At 63.6% G+C, this 19674-nt stretch carries 17 protein-coding genes; 9 read left to right on the forward strand and 8 right to left on the reverse strand.

Annotated elements, in window-relative coordinates; genetic code table 11:
- Nucleotides 1-6 precede the first annotated feature (6 nt).
- The 3 genes from J5M71_RS08745 (at nucleotide 7) to J5M71_RS08755 (ending at nucleotide 4615) form a co-directional block, all read left to right on the forward strand.
- A complete protein-coding gene (locus J5M71_RS08745; RefSeq protein ID WP_207831513.1) occupies nucleotides 7-1941 on the forward strand; it encodes a diguanylate cyclase in 1935 nt (644 codons plus the stop codon).
- An 80-nt stretch (nucleotides 1942-2021) separates the two neighbouring features.
- Nucleotides 2022-2810 carry an N-acetylmuramoyl-L-alanine amidase gene (locus J5M71_RS08750; RefSeq protein ID WP_207831515.1) on the forward strand — a complete coding sequence of 263 codons (789 nt, stop codon included), beginning with the start codon at nucleotides 2022-2024 and terminating at the stop codon, nucleotides 2808-2810.
- Nucleotides 2811-3010: 200 nt separating this feature from the next.
- Complete coding sequence (locus J5M71_RS08755) at nucleotides 3011-4615, forward strand: EAL domain-containing protein (protein ID WP_207831517.1); 1605 nt, start codon at nucleotides 3011-3013, stop codon at nucleotides 4613-4615.
- 21 nt (nucleotides 4616-4636) lie between these two features.
- Here the strand turns inward: J5M71_RS08755 and J5M71_RS08760 are convergent, their stop codons facing one another.
- Nucleotides 4637-6403, reverse strand: coding sequence for a KinB sensor domain-containing domain (locus tag J5M71_RS08760; RefSeq protein WP_207831519.1), 1767 nt, complete (start codon nucleotides 6401-6403; stop codon nucleotides 4637-4639).
- Between the two features lie 11 nt (nucleotides 6404-6414).
- A complete protein-coding gene (gene algB / locus J5M71_RS08765; RefSeq protein WP_207831521.1) occupies nucleotides 6415-7761 on the reverse strand; it encodes a sigma-54-dependent response regulator transcription factor AlgB in 1347 nt (448 codons plus the stop codon).
- A 212-nt stretch (nucleotides 7762-7973) separates the two neighbouring features.
- Here algB and J5M71_RS08770 point away from each other — a divergent pair, with 212 nt between their 5' ends.
- The 6 genes from J5M71_RS08770 (at nucleotide 7974) to J5M71_RS08795 (ending at nucleotide 13476) form a co-directional block, all read left to right on the forward strand.
- Complete coding sequence (locus J5M71_RS08770; RefSeq protein ID WP_207831523.1) at nucleotides 7974-8795, forward strand: BON domain-containing protein; 822 nt, start codon at nucleotides 7974-7976, stop codon at nucleotides 8793-8795.
- A 174-nt stretch (nucleotides 8796-8969) separates the two neighbouring features.
- Nucleotides 8970-9260, forward strand: a complete 291-nt coding sequence (locus J5M71_RS08775) for a hypothetical protein (RefSeq protein ID WP_207831525.1) — start codon at nucleotides 8970-8972, stop codon at nucleotides 9258-9260.
- Between the two features lie 38 nt (nucleotides 9261-9298).
- Entirely contained in the window at nucleotides 9299-9460 is a 162-nt protein-coding gene (locus J5M71_RS08780) for a DUF1328 domain-containing protein (protein ID WP_003252966.1), read from the forward strand.
- Between the two features lie 2 nt (nucleotides 9461-9462).
- On the forward strand, nucleotides 9463-9933 hold the full coding sequence (locus J5M71_RS08785; protein ID WP_207831527.1) for an inhibitor of vertebrate lysozyme family protein: 471 nt from the start codon (nucleotides 9463-9465) through the stop codon (nucleotides 9931-9933).
- Nucleotides 9934-10679: 746 nt separating this feature from the next.
- Nucleotides 10680-12008 carry a glutamate/aspartate:proton symporter GltP gene (gene gltP, locus J5M71_RS08790; protein WP_207831529.1) on the forward strand — a complete coding sequence of 443 codons (1329 nt, stop codon included), beginning with the start codon at nucleotides 10680-10682 and terminating at the stop codon, nucleotides 12006-12008.
- Between the two features lie 238 nt (nucleotides 12009-12246).
- Nucleotides 12247-13476 (forward strand): spore maturation protein, encoded by a 1230-nt coding sequence (locus J5M71_RS08795; protein WP_063912382.1) that lies wholly within the window; start codon nucleotides 12247-12249, stop codon nucleotides 13474-13476.
- 25 nt (nucleotides 13477-13501) lie between these two features.
- On the opposite strand, the gene J5M71_RS08800 is transcribed toward J5M71_RS08795, so the two are convergent.
- From J5M71_RS08800 to J5M71_RS08825, 6 genes are all read right to left on the reverse strand, one after another.
- Entirely contained in the window at nucleotides 13502-14119 is a 618-nt protein-coding gene (locus tag J5M71_RS08800) for an ABC-type transport auxiliary lipoprotein family protein (protein WP_207831531.1), read from the reverse strand.
- Nucleotides 14116-15054 carry an MlaD family protein gene (locus tag J5M71_RS08805; protein WP_207831533.1) on the reverse strand — a complete coding sequence of 313 codons (939 nt, stop codon included), beginning with the start codon at nucleotides 15052-15054 and terminating at the stop codon, nucleotides 14116-14118. The genes J5M71_RS08800 and J5M71_RS08805 overlap by 4 nt, the downstream gene beginning before the upstream one ends.
- A 3-nt stretch (nucleotides 15055-15057) precedes the next feature.
- Nucleotides 15058-15849: an ATP-binding cassette domain-containing protein gene (locus tag J5M71_RS08810; protein WP_207831536.1), complete on the reverse strand. Its 792-nt coding sequence runs from the start codon at nucleotides 15847-15849 to the stop codon at nucleotides 15058-15060.
- On the reverse strand, nucleotides 15846-16985 hold the full coding sequence (locus tag J5M71_RS08815) for an ABC transporter permease (RefSeq protein ID WP_207831538.1): 1140 nt from the start codon (nucleotides 16983-16985) through the stop codon (nucleotides 15846-15848). Before J5M71_RS08815 ends, J5M71_RS08810 begins: the two co-directional genes overlap by 4 nt.
- A 114-nt stretch (nucleotides 16986-17099) precedes the next feature.
- Nucleotides 17100-18122 (reverse strand): DUF5924 family protein, encoded by a 1023-nt coding sequence (locus J5M71_RS08820; protein ID WP_207831540.1) that lies wholly within the window; start codon nucleotides 18120-18122, stop codon nucleotides 17100-17102.
- A gap of 148 nt (nucleotides 18123-18270) precedes the next feature.
- Entirely contained in the window at nucleotides 18271-19674 is a 1404-nt protein-coding gene (locus J5M71_RS08825) for a pitrilysin family protein (RefSeq protein ID WP_207831542.1), read from the reverse strand.

Below are 19674 nucleotides of genomic sequence, written 5' to 3' on the forward strand. Positions count from 1 at the left end.
CCGGGCATGACTGAAGACGCTGAGCGCTGGAAAGAGAAATACCTTAAAAGCATCGAGCAGCAGGAAAAGCTCGAGCGCCGTTGGGACGCCCGTCTCGACCTGCTGCGCCGCGGCCTGGTACGCAGCACCTTGGCTGCCGAAGGCAGTGACAAGGTGGTGGACCAGTGCATGAAGGAAATGCGCGAGGTCATCCGCAGCGACAACATGGACGCCGGCCTTGCCGGGCTGATTCCGCGTCTTGAGAAGGCGGTGCTGGACTCCGAACAGCGCCGGGAAACCCGCATGAACCAGGTCAGCGATGCGCTGATCGCGCTGGTCGGTCAACTGCAAGGCCTGCCGCTGCCAAACGATGTCTCGCGGCCGTTGAAAAAACTGGCGAAGAAGCTCGACGGCGGCGTGGCCCAGTCACGCGACCTGCCACCGTTGCTTGGTGAATTGAGCGGCTTGCAGGGCCGCGCGCTGTCAGCCTTGGGCAAATCGGGGGAAGATGCCCGGCCGGGGTTCTTGCAGCGTTTGTTCGGCAGCCGCGAGAATGACGTGCAAGGCGAGCCAGCGCTTGCGCCGCTGGCGTCGCCTGTTGCCGAGGCGCAGCCCTTGGCAGCACCGGGCAGTGTCGATGCCGACGATGTGGATGCGCTACAGCGGCTACCAGCCTTTCCAGCCTCTGTTGTCGAGGCCCCGGTAACGCCCAAGCCCGAGCTGGAGGTTGCTGGCCCCGCGTTGATCGAAACGGCCGAACTGTCGCCAGCCCCGCTGCCGCAGCCGCTACCGGACGACGTGCCAGCCCCGGAAGTTGCCGCCAGTGAGGCACCGGCTAAAGCACAACCGGTACAAACACTGGAAGAAACCTTCGGTGAAGACGGCCCTTATGCCCTGCCTTACGCGGTAGAGCCGCCCTACAGCCAGGTTGCTGCGCACATCGAGCAAACCCTGATCGGCCTGCTCGATGACCTCAGCCTGCCGGAGCGGCACAAGGCCCAGGCACTGAACATGCGCGAGCGGGTCGCCCGCGGCCTGAACTGGTATGAGCTGATCCCGGTGCTGGATGACCTGGCTGTGCTCATGCTGGCGATCACCGACAGCGGCCAGCACGAATTCGAAACCTACCTGCAGCAGCTCAACGAACGCCTGGAAGGTTTTCAGAGCCACCTGCACGAGGCCAGCGCCGGCCATGCCGATAACAGCTCGGCCGCCCGCGAGCTGGATACCCAGCTGCGTGAGCACGTCGATGGGCTGCAGAGCAGTGTGCAAGGTGCCGCCGATGTGGACAGCCTCAAGCACATTCTGGAAAACCGTCTGGAAGGCCTGCTGGTGACCATGGACGAGCACAAGCACGAGCGCGATCGCCGCGAGCAGGAGCTGGCCGGACGGCTGCAAGGGCTGTCGGAGCGGGTGGCGAGCATGGAGCAGGAGGCGCTCGGCTACCGCGAGCACCTGGAAGAGCAGCGCCAGAAAGCCCTGCTCGACCCCCTTACCGGCCTGCCCAACCGTGCGGCCTGGAGCGAGCGGGTCGAGCGCGAAATACTCGAATGGCAGGCGCACGGCGGTCATCTGGCGATGGCGATCCTCGACCTGGACCATTTCAAGCGTATCAACGACAGCTATGGGCACCTGGCCGGGGACAAGGTTTTGAAGATCGTCGCCGACCAGTTGCGCAAGCGCCTGCGCGGCCGTGATTTCATCGCCCGCTTTGGCGGCGAGGAGTTTGTCCTGCTGCTACCGCAAACCTCGCCGGCCGACGCCGCCCAGATAGCCGAGGTGCTGCGGGCCACGGTCGAGGCATGCCCGTTCCACTTCAAGGGCGAACGGGTAGTGATCACCACGTCCATCGGCCTGGGTGCATTCCGTTCCGGTGAGCGCGGTGACCAGGTGCTCAAGCGCGCCGATGCGGCGCTGTACCGGGCCAAGGAGTTGGGGCGCAATCGCGTCGAGCAGGCATAGCCGGCAGCCGCTGACTCGCGGCAAGCACGGTCATCGGGGAGCACGTTATACTGTAGCGCTCATTCGCTGAGGCTATTGACGTGCTTTCCACGCTTAAAAAAACCCTGGTCTCCTTCCTGTTGTTGTCTGTCGCTGGTTGCTCGACGGGCCTGCGCATCGACCGTAGCCATCCCTCGGTCAACCAGGACAACCGCATCCAGTTCGTTGTCCTGCACTACACCAATGCTTCACTGGAGCGTTCCCTGGCGTTGCTGACCCATGGCGAAGTCAGCAGCCATTACCTGATTGGTGATGGCCCGGCGACGGTGTACCAGCTGGTGGATGAAAGCCGCCGTGCCTGGCATGCCGGTGATAGCCAGTGGCAGGGGCGAACCTGGCTGAACTCCTCGTCCATCGGTATAGAAATCGTCAACCCAGGCTTCACCGACACGCCGAATGGCCGGGTCTGGCACCCTTACAGCGAAGCGCAGGTCCAGTCGCTGATCGCGCTGCTGAAGGACATCGTCAAACGTAACAACATCGAGCCACGGCACATCATTGGCCATAGCGATATCGCGCCGCTGCGCAAGCTGGACCCGGGGCCGCTGTTCCCGTGGAAGCGCCTGGCCGACGCCGGGCTGGGTGTCTGGCCGGATGCCAATGCCGTGGCACGGCAGCAGGCCTATTTCAGCGTCAACCCGCCAAGCGTTGGCTGGTATCAGCAGGAACTGGCGCGGTTTGGCTATGCGATCGAGCAGACCGGGGTACTGGATGTTGCCACCCGCCATGTGATCGCCGCGTTCCAGATGCGTTTCCGCCCACAGCGCTTCGATGGCATGCCGGATGCGCAGACGGCGGCGATGCTGCAGGTGCTCAACCGGATGCGTTGAGCCGTCAGCGAGGCTACGCGGCCCCTGTGGGAGCGGGCACGCCCGCTCCCACAGGGGCCGCGTAGCGCTTGCAAATCGAGTTCTTTGCGACAGCGCAGTCTTGGCCGGTGGCCATCTCCCAACAAGCAAACGAAGCGCCAAACGGCGAAGGTGATTCCCGATTCAGTTGCTATACCTTAGTTATCAACTGGATGCCTTCGATGTCAGCCTTCATCGCCTTGCTGCGCCAAATTTTTTACCGTCCCTGGATGCTGGCCACATTGGCAGCACTGGCCAGCGCGGCACTGTTGCTCTCCGCCAGCATCGGCATTGCCCTGCAACAGATGAAGCAAAGCGAGAGTGCACAGATGAACGCCCAGGGCGAGCGCTTTCTTGAGCGCCTCGAGCAGGTGTTCGGCCAGTTGCGCGAAGGCGTCGACCTGCTGCAGGCGCAGCCCTTGCGCGGCTGCAGCCCGGCGATGTTGACGGCATTGCAGCAGGTAGGCCTGAGTTCACGCTTCATTTATGAAGCCGCTTACGTGGATGGTGATGTCGTCTGCTCCAACCGCGGTGATGAGCGCGCGTTCGAACCCCTGCGGGCCCCCGACATCCAGGGGCCGACCTACAGCTACTGGCTGAACACCACGACCGAACCGAACGAGAACCTGGCCGCGCTGATGCTGGGGCGGGGCAAGTTCGTGGTCTCCACCTCCCGTGGGCACCTGACCGATGTGGTCGACCTGCCCCCGGGCGGCAGCCTGGTGGTGGTGCTGGACAACGGCACCAGGGCTATCCCCGTACTGGGCCCGCCGCAGGTATGGCCGCCGCCCTCGGCCTGGTCGACCAGCCACAAGTCACTGCTCGAACTCAGCGACCGCCTGATCTACCGTATGCCGACCAAGTCACCGGACTACCAGCTGGTGCTGATTGCCCCCCGGGCGAGCCTGCCGTTGAGGATGAACGGCATGCTCTGGCTTCTGTTCCCCGGCAGTGTACTGGCGGCCTGCTGCATCGGCTGGCTGGTGCTGCAACTGATCCTGCAGCGGCGGTCGATGAGCTCCGAATTGCAGAATGCCTTGCGCCGTGGCGAGCTGCAGGTGCTCTACCAGCCGATATTCGAACTCGACAGCCGGCGCTGTGTGGGTGCCGAGGCCCTGGTGCGCTGGCGCCGCCCGGATGGCACCCTGACCAGCCCGGACCTGTTCATCCCGTTGGCGGAAAACACCGGGCAGATTCGCCAGATCACTGACTTTGTCCTGCAGCGTGTGCTGGAACAGCTAGGGCAACTGCTGCGCTCGCACCCCAACCTGTACATTTCGGTGAACCTGGCGGCCTGCGATGTGATGGTGCCGCGCATTGGCCGGGTGGCGGCGCGCTTGCTGGCTTTGCACCGGGTGGCGGCCAGCCAGATTGCCTTCGAAGTGACCGAACGCGGCCTGATCGACGTGGTGGTGGCCCGCGACAACCTGCAGGCGCTGCGCGCGGTGGGGCATCAGGTGCTGATCGACGATTTTGGTACGGGTTATTGCAGCCTGGCCTACTTGCAGACCCTGCCGGTGGACTGCCTGAAGATCGACAAGGCCTTTATTGATGCCTTGGGGCATGACGCCGCCAGCAGCGGAGTGGCCCCGCATATCATCCGCATGGCTCATGACCTGCACCTGCGGGTGATTGCCGAAGGCATCGAGTGTGAAGACCAGGCGGTGCTGCTGAACAGCGAAGGGGTCAATTATGGCCAGGGCTGGCTGTTTGCCCGGCCATTGAATGCTCGGCAGTTTGCCGAACTGGTGACCCGCGGACGGCTGCCGCGGCGGGTTGAGCATTGAGCGATCCTGCGTCGGCCTCATTCAGACCGGCAGCGCCATGTAGAACTGGGTCCCCTGCCCCGGCCGGGAAAATACGCCCATGCGCCCGCCGTGCAGCTGCACGATCTCTTTGCACAACGCCAGGCCCAGCCCGGCGCCGCCTTTCTTGCGCCCTACCTGTACGAAGGGCTCGAAGATGCGCCCCTGCTGCCCATAGGCAATGCCTTCGCCGTTGTCCTCGACACTGATGATCACTCGCTCCGCATGCCGTCGTGCGTGCAGGCGGATACGCCCGCCGTTGGCGGTATGGCGGATGGCGTTATTCAACAGGTTGTCCAGCACCCGGTCGAGCTGGGCGATGTCGGCCTGGATACGCGGTAGCGGCGGCTCCAGTTCCGTGATCAACTCGATCTGCTTGTGCGCCGCCGGTTCGGCAAAGCGCCGTTCTACACGCTCTAGCAGCTCGTCTATGGCGCAGGGGGTCAGGTCGAGCTTCTGCATCCCGCTCTGGTAGCGGCTGAAGTTGAGCAGGTCGTTGATCAACTGGGTCAGGCGCTGCATTTCCTCGCCGATGGTTTCCAGCAGGTCATGCTCGCGCGCCTCGGGCGGGAACTTGAGCCGCTCGCGCAACAGGCCGAAGGCCATGTGCATGCCGGTCACCGGGGTGCGCAGCTCGTGGGACGCGCGCAACACGAACTCGCTGCGCACGCGTTCGAAGGCTCGCTGCTCGGTGACATCGTGCAGCACCATCACCGCGCCAAGGATCGGCCCTTGCGGGTGGCTGACCGGGGTCAGGCTGTAGGCGAGCAGGCGCGTTTCGTCATCGACCTCCATGCTCAGGTCGTCCGGCTGGCGGTCGAGATTGCCGCCGCGCAGTACCTGGCGTAGCTGCTGTTCCAGCTCCGGGCGCTGCAGGGCTTCGGCCAGGCTGCTGCCCACACGGCTGTCGGTCCAGCCCAGCTGGCGCTGGGCAACCGGGTTGAGGTGCTCCAGGCGGCCCTGGCGGTTTATGATCAGCAGGCCATCGTCAATGCTGTCCAGTACGGCCTGCAAGCGTTGCTGGCCGGCCAGCAGCTCGTCAACGTTGGTGGCCTGGTGCTTGCGCAAGGCTTCTGCCATCAAGCCGAAGCGGCGGGTCAGCTGATTCAGTTCGGTGGCCTGGGTGACCGGCAGGGTGACATCGAAATTGCCCTTGCCCAGTTGGTCGGCCGCCTTGGCCAAGGCTTCGATCGGCTGGCCGAAGCGCCGGGCGATGTTGTGCGCGGTAATGAAGCCCAATACCAGCACCACCAGGCCCATCAGGCCAAGTACGCCACTGACCAGCAGGGCGTGGTCGCGGGTGTGCTCCTCGCTGCGGGTGATGTGTTCCAGGGCCTGCTTGTGGGAATCGATCAGGTCGGTGCGCACCTGGTTGAACGCGGCGCCCAGTGGCTGCTCCACGCCCATGCTACGGGCCGGCGCCGGGCTGTCGCGGTAGGCCTGGAGGAAGGCCTGGTAATTGCTGCTGGCCTTGCTGAAGCCGGTGCGTTCGCCGCCTTGTTCCAGCCCTTGGTTGAGCAGGACCTGGAAGTTGTCCTGCAGCAACCGCAGGCTCTCCGGGGAGGTCTGGTCATCGAGGATCAGGGTCATCTGTTCGCCTAGGTTCTGGCGCAACTTCAGCCCCACTTCCAGGGCGTGGGTGGTATCGCGCACCAGTCGCTGTTGCACTGTGGCCATCTGCAGCACACTGACCAGGCCCAGCAGCAGCCCGAGCAAGGCCACGGTGATCAGCGCCGAAATGCTGAGGAAAAGCCGCGTGCGCAGCTTCATGGGCGGCCACCTCACAGGTTGTACTGCTTACGTTTGCGGTACAGGGTGGAGGCATCGATCCCCAGGGTCTTGGCGGCCTGGTCCAGGGTGTCGCTGGCGGCCAGCACCGCGCCGATGTGGGCGCGTTCCAGCTCATCCAGGCTCAGCGCGGCGCCGACGCGCGGGGCGTTGCTTGCAGGCTGTTCGCCCATGCCCAGGTGGCTGATTTCCACACGTTCCTGCGGGCAGATGATGCTGGCCCGCTCCACCACGTTGCGCAATTCTCGAATGTTGCCGGGCCAGCGGTAGTTGAGCAGGGCCGTGCGGGCTTCGTCACTGAAGCCACGAGCAGGCCGGGCGTATTCCTTGACGAAGCGGGCGAGAAAGCGATCTGCCAGCGTCAGGATGTCTTCACTGCGCTCGCGCAGGGGCGGCAGGTGCAAGGTGATGACGTTCAGGCGATACAGCAGGTCTTCGCGGAAGCGGCTTTCGCGCACCATCTCTTCGAGGTTGAGGTTGGTGGCGGCGAGGATACGCACATCGGCGCGGCGGGTGACCGGGTCGCCGACGCGCTCGTATTCCTTGTCCTGGATGAAGCGCAACAGTTTGGGCTGCAAGGTCAGTGGGAAATCGCCGATTTCGTCGAGGAACAGCGTGCCCCCATCAGCCTGGCTGACTCGCCCCAGGGTGCTTTCGCTGGCACCGGTGAAGGCGCCGCGGGTGTGGCCGAACAACTCGCTTTCCATCAGCTCGGCGTTCAGCGACGGGCAGTTGATGGTCACGCAGGCTTTGCGCGCGCGCTTGCTCCAGCCATGGATGGCTCGGGCCAGCTCACCTTTACCTGTGCCCGACTCGCCCAGGATGAGGATGTTGGCGTCGGTGGTGGCGACCTGGCGGGCGGTTTCCAGCACCGCCATCATGGCCGGGCTGTGCGAGTCGAGGCCGTCTTTGGGTTTGCGAACCTCACCTTCCAGGGCCTCCAGGCGAGCGGAAAGCTGGCGCACTTCCAGCTGCTTGGCCGTAGCCAGGCGCAGCTGGTCGGGGCTGCACGGCTTGACCAGGTAATCGGCGGCACCGGCCTGGATCGCGTCCACCGCCGTGTCGATCGCCGAGTGCGCGGTGACAATCACTACTCGCATCCAGGGCGCCTGGATACGCATCTGCGCCAGCACATCGAGGCCGTTGTCTTCGCCCAGGCGCAGATCAAGGAAGCACAGGTCGAATACCTGGCGCTGCAGCAGGGTTTCGGCCTGGGCGGCGCTGTTGGCCGTGGACACGCTATAGCCTTCGTCTTCCAGGCAGTAGCGGAAGGTGCGCAGGATCGCGGACTCGTCATCCACCAGCAGAATGCGGCCTTGGTTATCCGGGGCTGACTCCATGTGCTGCGCTCCTTAAGGATAGATCTTCATTTAGTGTGGGAAAAATCGGGCAAGTTGCATGGTCAATTGTGAAGGAGCCCGTGCTTTGCATGCTAGCCAATGGCCAATCAACGCCTGGCGGCTGCGATATCCCGATGATTTCCTTAGAGGTCTACGGTGGCACATTGGTTGCGAGGAATTTTAGCTTTTGCTCTACAAAAGGAGGCACTGCCATGTCTTTTTCCATTCGCGCCGCCGTGTTGGCCGCCACCTTGCTGCCGGTTTTCACCCCGGCATTCGCCGGCCCGGTGCAGGACGCCCGCCTGGAGGGGGCACTGCAAACGGCCCTGTCGCTGAACCGCATGCTTGACCCATTTCGTATCGAGGTCGAGGTGAACGGCAAGCAGGCGCGGCTTTCCGGTGAGGTGGAGAACGAAGTCGAACGCCAGTTGGCCGAGCATGTGGCCTTGGCAACCCGTGGCATCGAGCAGGTGGACAACCAGCTGCGGGTCGATGCCCAGCTGGTGGAGCGCCCGCTGGCGCTGCGTGCCTACGCCCAGCGCCTGGAGGATGCCACCCTGGCCGCGGTGATCCGTGCGCGGCTGCTATGGAGCCGCGCCACCGAGAAGGCGCCTATAGATGTACAGAGCAGCGAAGGTGTGGTGACCCTGCGCGGCAAGGTCGACAGCGCCGAGGCCAAGGAGCTGGCCGGGGTGGTGGCGCGTACTACCGAGGGTGTGCACCTGGTCAACAACCTGGTCAGCCTCGATACCGCCGCCATGGCCAAGGCCCGGGAAGTCCCGGTGGGCGCGCCGACCGGGCCGCAACCGAGTGACAGCTGGATTATCGACAAGATCCAGAACAGCTACCGCTTCAGCCGCAATCTCGATGGCCCGAACCTGAAAGTGGCCAGCGAAGAGGGTTTGGTGCGGCTTTCGGGCGAGGTGGTCAGCAGCGAGCAGAAAACCATAGCCGTGGAGATCGCCCGGCAGATCATCGGCGTGCGCGGGGTGGATGCCGACCTGCTCAAGGTGGCGACCAAGGTCGAGGGTTGATCGTGCAATTCGCACGACGACCCGGGCGGCATCGTGCAGGATACGTCCTTGCCGGGTTTGCCGTATTTCCATAAATATCTGATTTAAAAGAATTTTATTGGAAGAAAAAGGCTGGCATGCAGGCTGCAGTTACCTGTTCAGGTTTGAACAAGAACTACAGCAGGAGGAGCAGGCATGAACCGCCAATCCGTCAACCGCTTGCAGAACGCCGCACTGCCCCTGCGCCAGATGCTGTCACTCGGCCTGGCGCTGTTGCTGACCTTGGCCGCTGGCCTCTTCTATTACAGCTGGCAGACCGCGCGCCTGGCCGAGCAAGTGGCGGCGCAGACCGCCCTGTTGACGCAGATTCAGGCAACCCGTGCCAACACTCTGGTCAGGGCCGCCGACCCGCTGCCTTCCGGCCAGGCCACTGCCTCCCCGGGCACCCTGGAAAATGTCGTACCCCAGGACCGCTGGGTGTTCTGACTCGCCGGACCGATTTCGATAAAGAAAGGAGAACCACCATGCTGAGCTGGGCTATCACTTTCCTCATCATCGCCATTGTCGCTGCCGTACTGGGCTTCGGTGGTATCGCGGGCGCTGCCACGGGTATCGCGAAGATTCTGTTCATTGTCTTCCTGGTGCTGTTCGTGGCCTCTTTCTTCTTTGGACGTGGACGAGGTTGAAGATGGGCAGTAAGCGTTGGACAGCCCTGGCTGCCGCCCTGTTACTGGGTGGCAGCGCGGTGGCGATGGCGGCCAATGACGGCCAGGTCCGGGTCGACCAGCTGCTCGGTTCGGACCCGGAGTACCGGGAAACCTGGCAGGACACGATCAAAGGCGAGGAACGCCTGCCCGATTGGGTGGTCAATCTGACCGGCAGTGCCCAGCAGCAGATGTCCGCCGTTACCGAAGACGGCGACAAGTACCTCGTCGGCCCGTTGTGCGAAGGCCAGGACAACTGCACCTACAAGCGCCTGATCGTGGCGTTCACCTGGGACAAGGACGATGCATACGGGATGCTCGTGGAGGTACCCGAAGGTTTGCCGAACGACAAGTCGCCCACCCGCCATGCGCAGTACCGCTGGCTGGGTGAGCCGGACGACGGTATGAAGGCGATGTTGAAGGAGCAGCTAAAGCGTGACCCGAACTGGTACTGAGGGTTTGCACCCGGTACGGATGAAAAGTCATGCACTGTCACGTAATAGAAGCTGAACCTTTCTATATTTCAGGCTTCTATGATGCGCCGCCCCGAGGAGGGGCAGCGCATGACCAAGGGGCCGGGCTGTTCTGATTGTTGCAGGATCGGAGTGGCCTAGGGGTACAGGGAGTGCCTCCAGCAATGGGCCGGGTCAGGAAAGGCGGAATCGGAAGTTTCAGGTCGGCGGTGTCATAGGGGCACCTGACCAGACCTGACTTCCGAGGAGCCATGTAGGAAACGTCTCTTCCCCTGCGCGATTTCCTCTTCGAGACACATTTTGTCTCGACCGTACATCCATTTTTTTTCGACCAACCCGGTGCTTGTACAAGTGGCATTTCAGCCATTCGGATTGTCGAACAGGCCATCTTCCTTGCCCTTTCCACTCTGCCAAATCTGCCTAAATATGGCGGGTTGGTCTTGTTCGGGATTCCGAACGTTGTAAATCAAGCACTTGCGAACCTTCTGGTTTGGTCAGAAATGTTATGCATAAACGGCATGGGCTATGCGCTTCCGGCATTAGATTTCCCCCTTTGCCATCGCAATAGTTGCCGCCTTTTTCGCTGGCCCGAGCGCCCTGTCGCTCGCCTGCGGTGTCCTTACATGAAGTCGCCGGACGGAAGCATCTGCTGCTCGTGACCTAGCCAAAGGCTCTGTAACGCGCGTTTCCGTCGGGTGCCCATGACCACTAGAACAAAGGGTAAAGACATGAAGAAGGCAAAACTGAGCCTCGCCTGGCAGATCGTCATCGGTCTGGTCCTGGGTGTTGCAATCGGCGCTCTACTGAATCATTTCAGTGCAGAAAAGGCATGGTGGATCAGCAACGTCCTCCAGCCCGCTGGTGACATCTTCATTCGCCTGATCAAGATGATCGTCGTCCCGATCGTGATTTCGTCGCTGATCGTGGGTATCGCCGGGGTTGGCGACGCGAAGAAACTTGGCAGCATCGGCCTGAAGACCATCATCTACTTCGAAGTGGTTACCACCATCGCCATCGTCGTCGGCCTGGTGTTGGCCAACCTGTTCCACCCGGGCGCCGGCATCGACATGAGCACCCTGGGTACCGTGGACATCTCCAAGTACCAGGCCACCGCGGCCGAAGTGCAGCATGAGCACGCGTTCATCGAAACCCTGCTGAACCTGATCCCGTCGAACATCTTCGCAGCGCTGATGCGTGGCGAAATGCTGCCGATCATCTTCTTCTCGGTGATGTTCGGCCTGGGCCTGTCGAGCCTGCAGGCAGAGCTGCGCGACCCTCTGGTGCGTACCTTCCAGGCGGTTTCCGAGACCATGTTCAAGGTCACCCACATGATCATGAACTACGCTCCGATCGGCGTGTTCGCCCTGATCGCCGTGACCGTCGCCAACTTCGGTTTCAGCTCGCTGCTGCCGCTGGCCAAGCTGGTGCTGCTGGTGTACTTCGCCATCGCCTTCTTCGCCTTCATGGTGCTGGGCCTGGTTGCCCGCCTGTTCGGCTTCTCGGTGATCAAGATCATGCGCATCATGAAAGATGAGCTGATCCTTGCCTACTCCACCTCCAGCTCGGAGACCGTGCTGCCGCGCGTGATCGAGAAGATGGAGAAATACGGTGCACCGAAGTCGATCTGCTCGTTCGTGGTACCGACCGGCTACTCGTTCAACCTCGACGGCTCGACCCTGTACCAGAGCATTGCGGCCATCTTCATTGCCCAGCTGTACGGTATCGACCTGTCGTGGAGCCAGCAGTTGCTGCTGGTGCTGACCCTGATGGTCACTTCCAAAGGTATCGCTGGCGTACCGGGTGTTTCCTTCGTGGTCCTGCTGGCCACCCTGGGCAGCGTGGGCATCCCGCTGGAAGGCCTGGCCTTTATCGCCGGTGTCGACCGCATCATGGACATGGCCCGTACCGCCCTGAACGTTGTGGGCAATGCCCTGGCAGCCCTGGTCATCGCTCGCTGGGAGGGCATGTACGACGCCGCCAAGGGCGAGAAGTACTACGCCTCGCTGATGGCCGGCAAGCAGGAAGCCTCCATGGTTGGCGAAACCGCCAAGCGCTGAGCCTGACTGCTGCATGACCAAGAGCCCCGACTTGTCGGGGCTTTTTGTTGCCTGCGAGATCCTGGGGCCGCTTTGCGGCCCTTTCGCGACGCAAGGCCGCTCCCACAATGGCCGGCGTATAGCGAGCTCTGTGGGAGCGGCCTTGTGTCGCGATACGAGGGCGCAGCCCTCGCCTGCGGTCTCCAGCCATGCGCCCCGATACGCTATCATTCGGGCATTTTTCAGGGGGAACACACGGATGCTCAACGGCCTTTGGCTTGGCTTTTTCCTGGTGGCGGCAGTGTCCGCCCTGGCCCAATGGCTGGTAGGCGGCAACGCCGGCATCTTCGCGGCGATGGTCGAGAGCATATTCGCCATGGCCAAGCTGTCGGTCGAGGTGATGGTGCTGCTGTTCGGCACGCTGACCCTATGGCTGGGCTTTCTCAAGATCGCCGAGAAAGCGGGCATCGTCGAGTGGCTGGCCAAGGTGCTGGGCCCGCTGTTCGCCCGGCTGATGCCGGAAGTGCCACCCGGCCACCCGGCCCTGGGCCTGATCACCATGAACTTCGCCGCCAACGGCCTGGGCCTGGATAACGCCGCCACGCCGATCGGCCTGAAGGCCATGCGCGCGCTGCAGGAGCTGAACCCCAGCAGCACCACGGCGAGCAATGCGCAGATCCTGTTCCTGGTGCTCAACGCCTCGTCGCTGACCTTGCTGCCGGTGACCATCTTCATGTACCGGGCCCAGCAAGGTGCGGCGGACCCGACCATGGTGTTCCTGCCGATCCTGCTGGCCACCAGCGTCTCGACCCTGGTCGGCCTGCTGTCGGTGGCGGTGATGCAGCGCCTGCGCCTATGGGACCCGGTAGTGCTCGCCTACCTGATCCCGGGGGCCCTGTTGCTAGGTGGGTTCATGGCCTTCCTCGGCACCCTGTCGGCGGCCGCGCTGGCCAGCCTGTCGTCGATCCTGGGCAACCTCACGTTGTTTGGCGTGATCATCCTGTTCCTGGTGGTCGGTGCCTTGAAGCGGGTGAAGGTGTATGAAGCCTTTGTCGAAGGCGCCAAGGAAGGCTTCGACGTGGCCAAGGGCCTGTTGCCTTACCTGGTGGCGATGCTGGTGGCGGTGGGTGTGCTGCGGGCTTCAGGCGCCCTGGAACTGGCCCTGGACGGTATCCGCCATGCGGTGACCTGGCTCGGCCTGGACACCCGCTTCGTCGAGGGCCTGCCCACGGCGCTGGTCAAGCCGTTCTCCGGCAGCGCGGCGCGGGCGATGCTGATCGAGACCATGCAGACCCATGGCGTGGACAGCTTCCCGGCGCTGGTGGCAGCGACGATTCAGGGCAGTACCGAAACCACCTTCTACGTGCTGGCGGTGTACTTTGGTGCCGTGGGTATCCAGCGGGTGCGTCACGCGGTCGGGTGCGCATTGCTGGCGGAATTGTCCGGGGTGATCGCGGCGATCTTCGTCTGCTACTGGTTCTTCGCCTGACGCTCCCACAAAAAGCAGGCAGGGGTCAGTGAGCCGGAACGCTGGCTGCTTGCGCAATGGTCCAACTCACCACCTGCCCGGTCAGCTGGTCGCAGGCCTTGCCGAAGCCGGCAACCACCGCTGACACCTGCTTGTCGGCCAGCGGCTGGCGGATTTCGAAGCGTTTGCTGGCCAGAATACGCTGGTTGCGGCCCTGGACCAGGCGTGCGTCATAGCGGATCACCACCTCCACTGCCCCGCCCGCGTGGTATTCGGTCTGGAACGCCTGCAGCTCGCCAGCCAGCTCGTAGTCGGCTTGCAGGTTGCTGTCGTCGGCGCTCAGGCGTTGTACCTGGCCGTCACGCTGGAAGCCGTCGAGCAGGCGGTTGCGCAGCAGCACCGGCACTGCATCGCTCCAGCGCGCGCCCTTGTAGCTGCTGACCACATCGCCCTGGGGAATCACGGCAATTCGTGGCCCGGCCAGCACGTCGCTGGCCAGCGGCTTGTTCAGGCGCAATGACCAGTCCAGCGCCGGCACCGCGCGGCTGGGCTGGCTCACCGGCAGGCGGTACAGGTCGACGGGTTCGCTCTGCGGCAGGATCGAGCAGGCACTGGCCAGGCTCAGCGCGGCCGCCAGGGCCAGCAGGTGCAGCGACGGTTTCATGGCTGGAACTCCTTGTTGTTGTCGCGGCCGAGCAGGTAACCGCCAGGGTCGGCCTCCAGTTGCCGGGAAATGCCTTTGAGTGCGTTGAGGGTTTCGCGCAATTCGCGAATCGCCGGGGTCAGCTGGTTCAGACCCTGGGCACCGTCGCCGATGGCTTCGTGGTTTTCCTGGAGCAGGCGGTTGATGGTGGCGGTGCTCTCGGCCAGCGACTGCATGGCCTGCTCGGCGCTGCCGATCGCCTGCTTGCCTTCGCTGCCCAGCAGGCCGTTGGCGTTGCGCATCAGTGCCTGGGTTTCGGCCAGGGTGGCGCTGGCCTGCTTGCCCACTTGCACCAGTTGTTCGATGGCCTGGGCGATGCTGCCGTGCTGGCCGGCGAAGGCACCGGTGGTCTTGTCGAGGTTGGCCAAGGTGTTGCTGAGGTGACCAATGTTGTCTTCGGAGAACATCTGGTTGGCGTTGTGCAGCAGCAGGTTGATGTTGGTCACCAGGTCGCTGCTGTCATTGAGCAGGCGCGAAATCGGCGAGGGCGAGGCGATGATCACCGGCAGTTTGCCGTCCTTGCCTTTCAGCTCTGGGCTTTGCGGGGTACCGCCGCTGAGCTGGATGAACGAGTTGCCGGTCACGCCGGCCAGGGTCAGCTTGGCCTGGGTGTCTTCCTTTACCGGAGTGTCGGCACTCAGGCGCACCCGTGCCAGTACCCGGCGCGGGTCCTTCGGGTCCAGGCGCAGGGTAGACACGTCGCCCACCTTGATGCCGTTGTACTGCACCGGGCTGCCGCGGGACAGGCCGGAGACCGCTTCGTTGAACACCACTTCGTAGTCCTTGAAGGCATCGTCGACACTGGACTTGGCCAGCCACAGGCCGAACAGCATGGCACCGGCCACCACCAGGACGGTGACCAGGCCGATAAGAACGTGATGGGCTCGGGTTTCCATTGCTCAGCGCTCCTGCCCGGCACGGGTAGCGGCCTGCTCGGCTGCGCGCCCGCGTGGGCCATGAAAGTATTCTTGAATCCAGGTGTCGTTGGTCTGCTCGACCTCGGCAAGCGGGCCGGCCACCAGGACCTTCTTCTGTGACAGCACGGCGATGCGGTCAGTGATGGTGTACAGGGTGTCGAGGTCGTGGGTGATGAGGAACACCGACAAGCCCAGGGCATCACGCAGGGTCAGGATCAACTGGTCGAAGGCGGCGGCGCCGATCGGGTCCAGGCCGGCGGTGGGTTCGTCGAGGAACAGAATGTCAGGGTCCAGTGCCAAGGCCCGAGCCAGCGCGGCACGCTTGATCATACCCCCCGACAGCGAGGCCGGGTATTTGTCGGCGGCCGAGATCGGCAGCCCGGCCAGGGCCAGCTTCACTCCGGCCAGGTGCTCGGCATCGGCGCGGGACAGCCCGGCGTGCTCGATCAGCGGCAATGCCACGTTTTCGGTGACAGTCAGAGAAGAGAACAGTGCGCCCTTCTGGAACAGCACGCCGAAGCGCCGCTCGACCAGTGAGCGCTGCTCTTCGCGCAGGCCGGCCAAGTCCTGGCCGAACACCTTGATCTGCCCTTCGTCGGGCCGCCGCAGGCCGATGATACTGCGCAACAGCACCGATTTGCCGCTGCCCGACCCGCCGACCACGGCGAGGATCTCGCCGCGGTACAGGTCAAGGTCGAGATTTTCGTGGACGCTCTGGCGGCCGAAGCGATTGCAGATGCCGCGGGCCTCGATCACGCGTTCCTGACCACTCACCAGCCCATCTCCATGAAGAACAGGGCGGCCACCGCGTCCAGCACGATGACCACGAATATCGACTGCACCACCGCCGAGGTGGTGTGCGCCCCTACCGATTCGGCGCTGCCACTGACCTTGAAGCCCTCCAGGCAGCCGATGGAAGCGATCAGAAAGGCGAAGAACGGTGCCTTGGCCAGGCCGACCAGGAAGTGCTGCACGCCGATGTCGCTTTGTAGCAGCGACAGGAACATGGCTGGCGAGATGTCCAGTGTCAGCGCGCACACCACCGCGCCGCCGACGATGCCGCAGATCATCGCGATGAAGGTCAGCAACGGTAGCGAAATCAACAGCGCCAGTACTCGCGGCACCACCAGCAGCTCCATGGGGTTCAGGCCCAAGGTGCGGATGGCGTCGATTTCCTCGTTGGCCTTCATCGAGCCGATCTGCGCGGTGAAAGCGCTGGCGGTGCGGCCGGCCATGAGGATGGCGGTCAGCAGCACGGCGAACTCGCGCAGAAACGAAAATGCCACCAGATCGACGGTAAAGATGGTCGCGCCGAAATCGGCCAGCACCGTGGCGCCGAGGAAGGCCACCACCGCGCCCACCAGGAAGGTCAGCAGGGCGACGATGGGCGCGGCGTCCAGGCCGGTCTGTTCGATGTGCGCCACCACCGGGGTGAAGCGCCAGCGCTGCGGTTGCAGGGCGCGGCGCAGCAGGGTTTCGAGGATCAGGCCAACGAAGCCGAGCACCTGCAGGGTGTCTTGCCACAAGGCGCCGACGGCGCAGCCGATGCGCTCCAGCAGTAACAGCAGCACGTTACGCTCGGGTTCCTTGACCGGTATGCAGTAGTCCTGCACCGAGCAGTAGACGTTCTTGAGCAGTGCGCGGCTGGCGTCGGGCAGCTCGTGGGTGCAGCGTGACAGGCGTTCGGAACCGAGCAGTTCGGCCAGCAGTGAGGCACCGGCGGTATCCAGGCGGCCCAGTTGGCTGAGGTCGGCGACGGCATCGGCAGCGGCAGCGTACTGCGCGCGCAGGCGCTCGCTCTCACGCTTGAGGCTGGCGTAGTGCGCCAGGGTCCAGTCACCGGTAATGCGCAGGCAGGCCGGTTGGCTACTGGTGTCCAGGGTGGCGCTGGGGGTGGTCATCGGCTCCATGCTACTGACTCGGCGCTAAGGCTTAGGGGCTGATCATAGCGCAGCGGACATGGGCTGTTTGGTGATTATGTGCTGTCTGTTGAGGACAGAGGGCCGCAAAGCGGCCCCTTTCAATCATTGCGCCTGCGCGTCATCTATCACCTTGAAGCGCAGCACGCCGATGACCTGCCCATCCTCGGTCAGTACCCTCACCTGCCACTTGCCCACCGGGTTCGGCGGGAAGTTCTGCTTGTGGGTCCAGGCCCGGTAGCCTTCCTTGCGCCCGCCGTGGATGTCCAGAGCAATGCGGTCGACTTCCTGGCCGTCCTTTTGCCACACGTGGTAGATCCGTTCGTTCAGGCCGCGTGGCGCGTTGATTGCGGTGTAGGCGTACAGGCCGCTGCTACGGATGCGGCTGGCGGCTATTTCGTGCAGCGAATCGCCCGGCTGGCGGTTCAGCACTTCGGTGCTGACCGCCACCTCGGTCATCCACAGGGTCGCCGGTGGTACCCAGGAGCGCAGCAGCCAGCCCCCGCCGCCGACCGCCAGGGTGACCAGCACCAGGGCCACGGCGCGGCGCCAGTTGTTGATCGGGAAGCTGCTGGCCAGGCTGGGGAACGACAGGGCCATGGCCGCGATCAGGGCTAGCTTGAAGCTTTGCGCGGTGGTCAGGTGCAGGATGATCGGCAGCGCAGTCAGCAGGGCGGCGAACAGGGTCAGGGTGTGCAGCGCCAGGAACAGCCAGCGCCGCGGTGCCAGCCATTTGTAGTACAGCGGGTCGATGATCGAAATCAGCCCGGCCGCACCGAGCAGGCCGGTGAATACCAGCTGGCCGCTGTTCCAGGTGGTGGTGATGAAGAAGAACGGCAGCACGAAGAACAGCGATTCCTGGTGGATCATCTGCGTCGCGTAGCGTAGCAGCGGCTGCGGGATTTCGCGGTTGAAAGTGCGCGCGAACAGGCCGGTGAGGGTGTTTTCCAGCATCAGCCAGAGCCAGCTGACCAACATGAGCACGGCTACCCAGCTGGCCAGGCCAGCCTGGCGGTCGACCAGGATGAAGCTACCGATACCGGAGAGGAAACCGCAGAGCGCGATGATGCCGGGGTAGCGTTTGAGCAGTTCGATGATGCGCTGGACGATGTGGGGGATTTGGGGCATTGGGGGCTACAACAGAATGGGTGAGGTGGCTGTGCTGGCCTCTTCGCGGGCGCGCCCGCTCCCACAGGGTCCGGGTTGCCACTGAACTTTGTGGGAGCGGGCGTGCCCGCGAAGAGGCCGGTACTGGCAAAAGGATACCGTCGTTTCACTACTCGCGTGTAGCACCGCTCGGCTTTTCCGGACCATGCCGACGCCAGCGCAACAGCCCCGCAGCCAGGATCAGCCCCAACAGCAAGGCAACCAGCCCGTAGAGTTCATCGTAGCCAAGCAAGGGCTTCTCGATACGTACATAACCATCTTCCTTGAGCAGTTGCTTCAGCGCCGCGTTGGCCTGCGCCAGGCTGACCTGGCGCAGCTTGCGCACCGGGTTGGCAAAACGCCCGTCGCTATAGTCGTTCAGCGCGCCCCAGTAGTAGTCGGCCAAGGCGCTGTTGCCCTGGGTGCTCCAGCTTTCCTTGGCGACGCTGGCGTACTTGATACGCTCGAAGGTGTCCGGGTCGAGGCCTTCCTTGCGCAGGTGGTCGAACAACTTCTGCATCACCTCGACCGCCTGGTCGATGTCCTCGCGCTCCAGGTCGGCGTTGAGGCTGAGCAGGCCTGTGTCGCCAAAGCTTTCGCGTTTTGCCGAGGGGCCGTAGGACAGCCCGTTGCGCAGGCGCAGCTGGTCGTACAGCGCCCAGTCCAGGTAGTGCGACAGCAGGTCGAGGGTGGCCTGGTGATCGTTGTCCAGCACCGGCTCGACGAACAGCCAGTGCAGCTTGACGCTGTCACCCAGCCAGCCGCGGGTCAGGTTGCGGCGCTGTTCAGCTTGCTGGCCGATGCTTTCCAGGGTGCGGCGTTCCTCCGGCTCGGTGGCGGGCAGTTCGCCAAAGGTGCGCTCCAGGTAGGCCGGCAGCAGGCGGTCGAGACCACCGACCACGATCAGGGTCATGTTGTTGGCCGCATACCAGCGGTCACGTAAGGTGGTCACCTGCTCCAGGGTCATGTCGTCGAGGTTGGAGCGCTCCGGGCATTTCAGGCCCAGTTCGGTGGCCAGCTGGTCACTGGCGGGGTGGCCGATGTCCTGGCGGTCGAGCCAGCGCTGCAGGTGGCCATAGTGGCCGCCATCCTCGCGCTCGATGATGCGCTTGGCGGTGGCCAGGGTCTTGGCATCGATGCGGGTGTCACGAATCACCGCCAACAGCAGGTCAAGGATTTTGCGCTGGTTGCGCGCCGGGGCTTCGATGACGAAGGTGGTGTCGGCGCTGCTGGTGTAGGCGTTCCATTCACCGCCCAGCGATTGCAGGCGCTCTTCCAGGCCGCCCTCGCCGGTTTCGTCGATGCCGCTGAACAGCAGGTGTTCGAGCAGGTGCGGCAGCTCTTTCTGCTCGCAATTGAAGTCATCCAGGCCGACGCCGACCACCAGGCGGATCGCCACATGGTCACGTTCATAGCCGTTTTTCAGGATGACCTGCAGGCCATTGGGCAACAGGTAACCTTCAACCCGCGAGCGGTCGAGGGCGAATGAGGGCAGGCTGCAGATCAGCAGGCAAACGAACATCAGGCAACGCAT

The organism is Pseudomonas sp. 43(2021) (assembly GCF_017490805.1).
Classification (GTDB): Bacteria; Pseudomonadota; Gammaproteobacteria; order Pseudomonadales; family Pseudomonadaceae; genus Aquipseudomonas.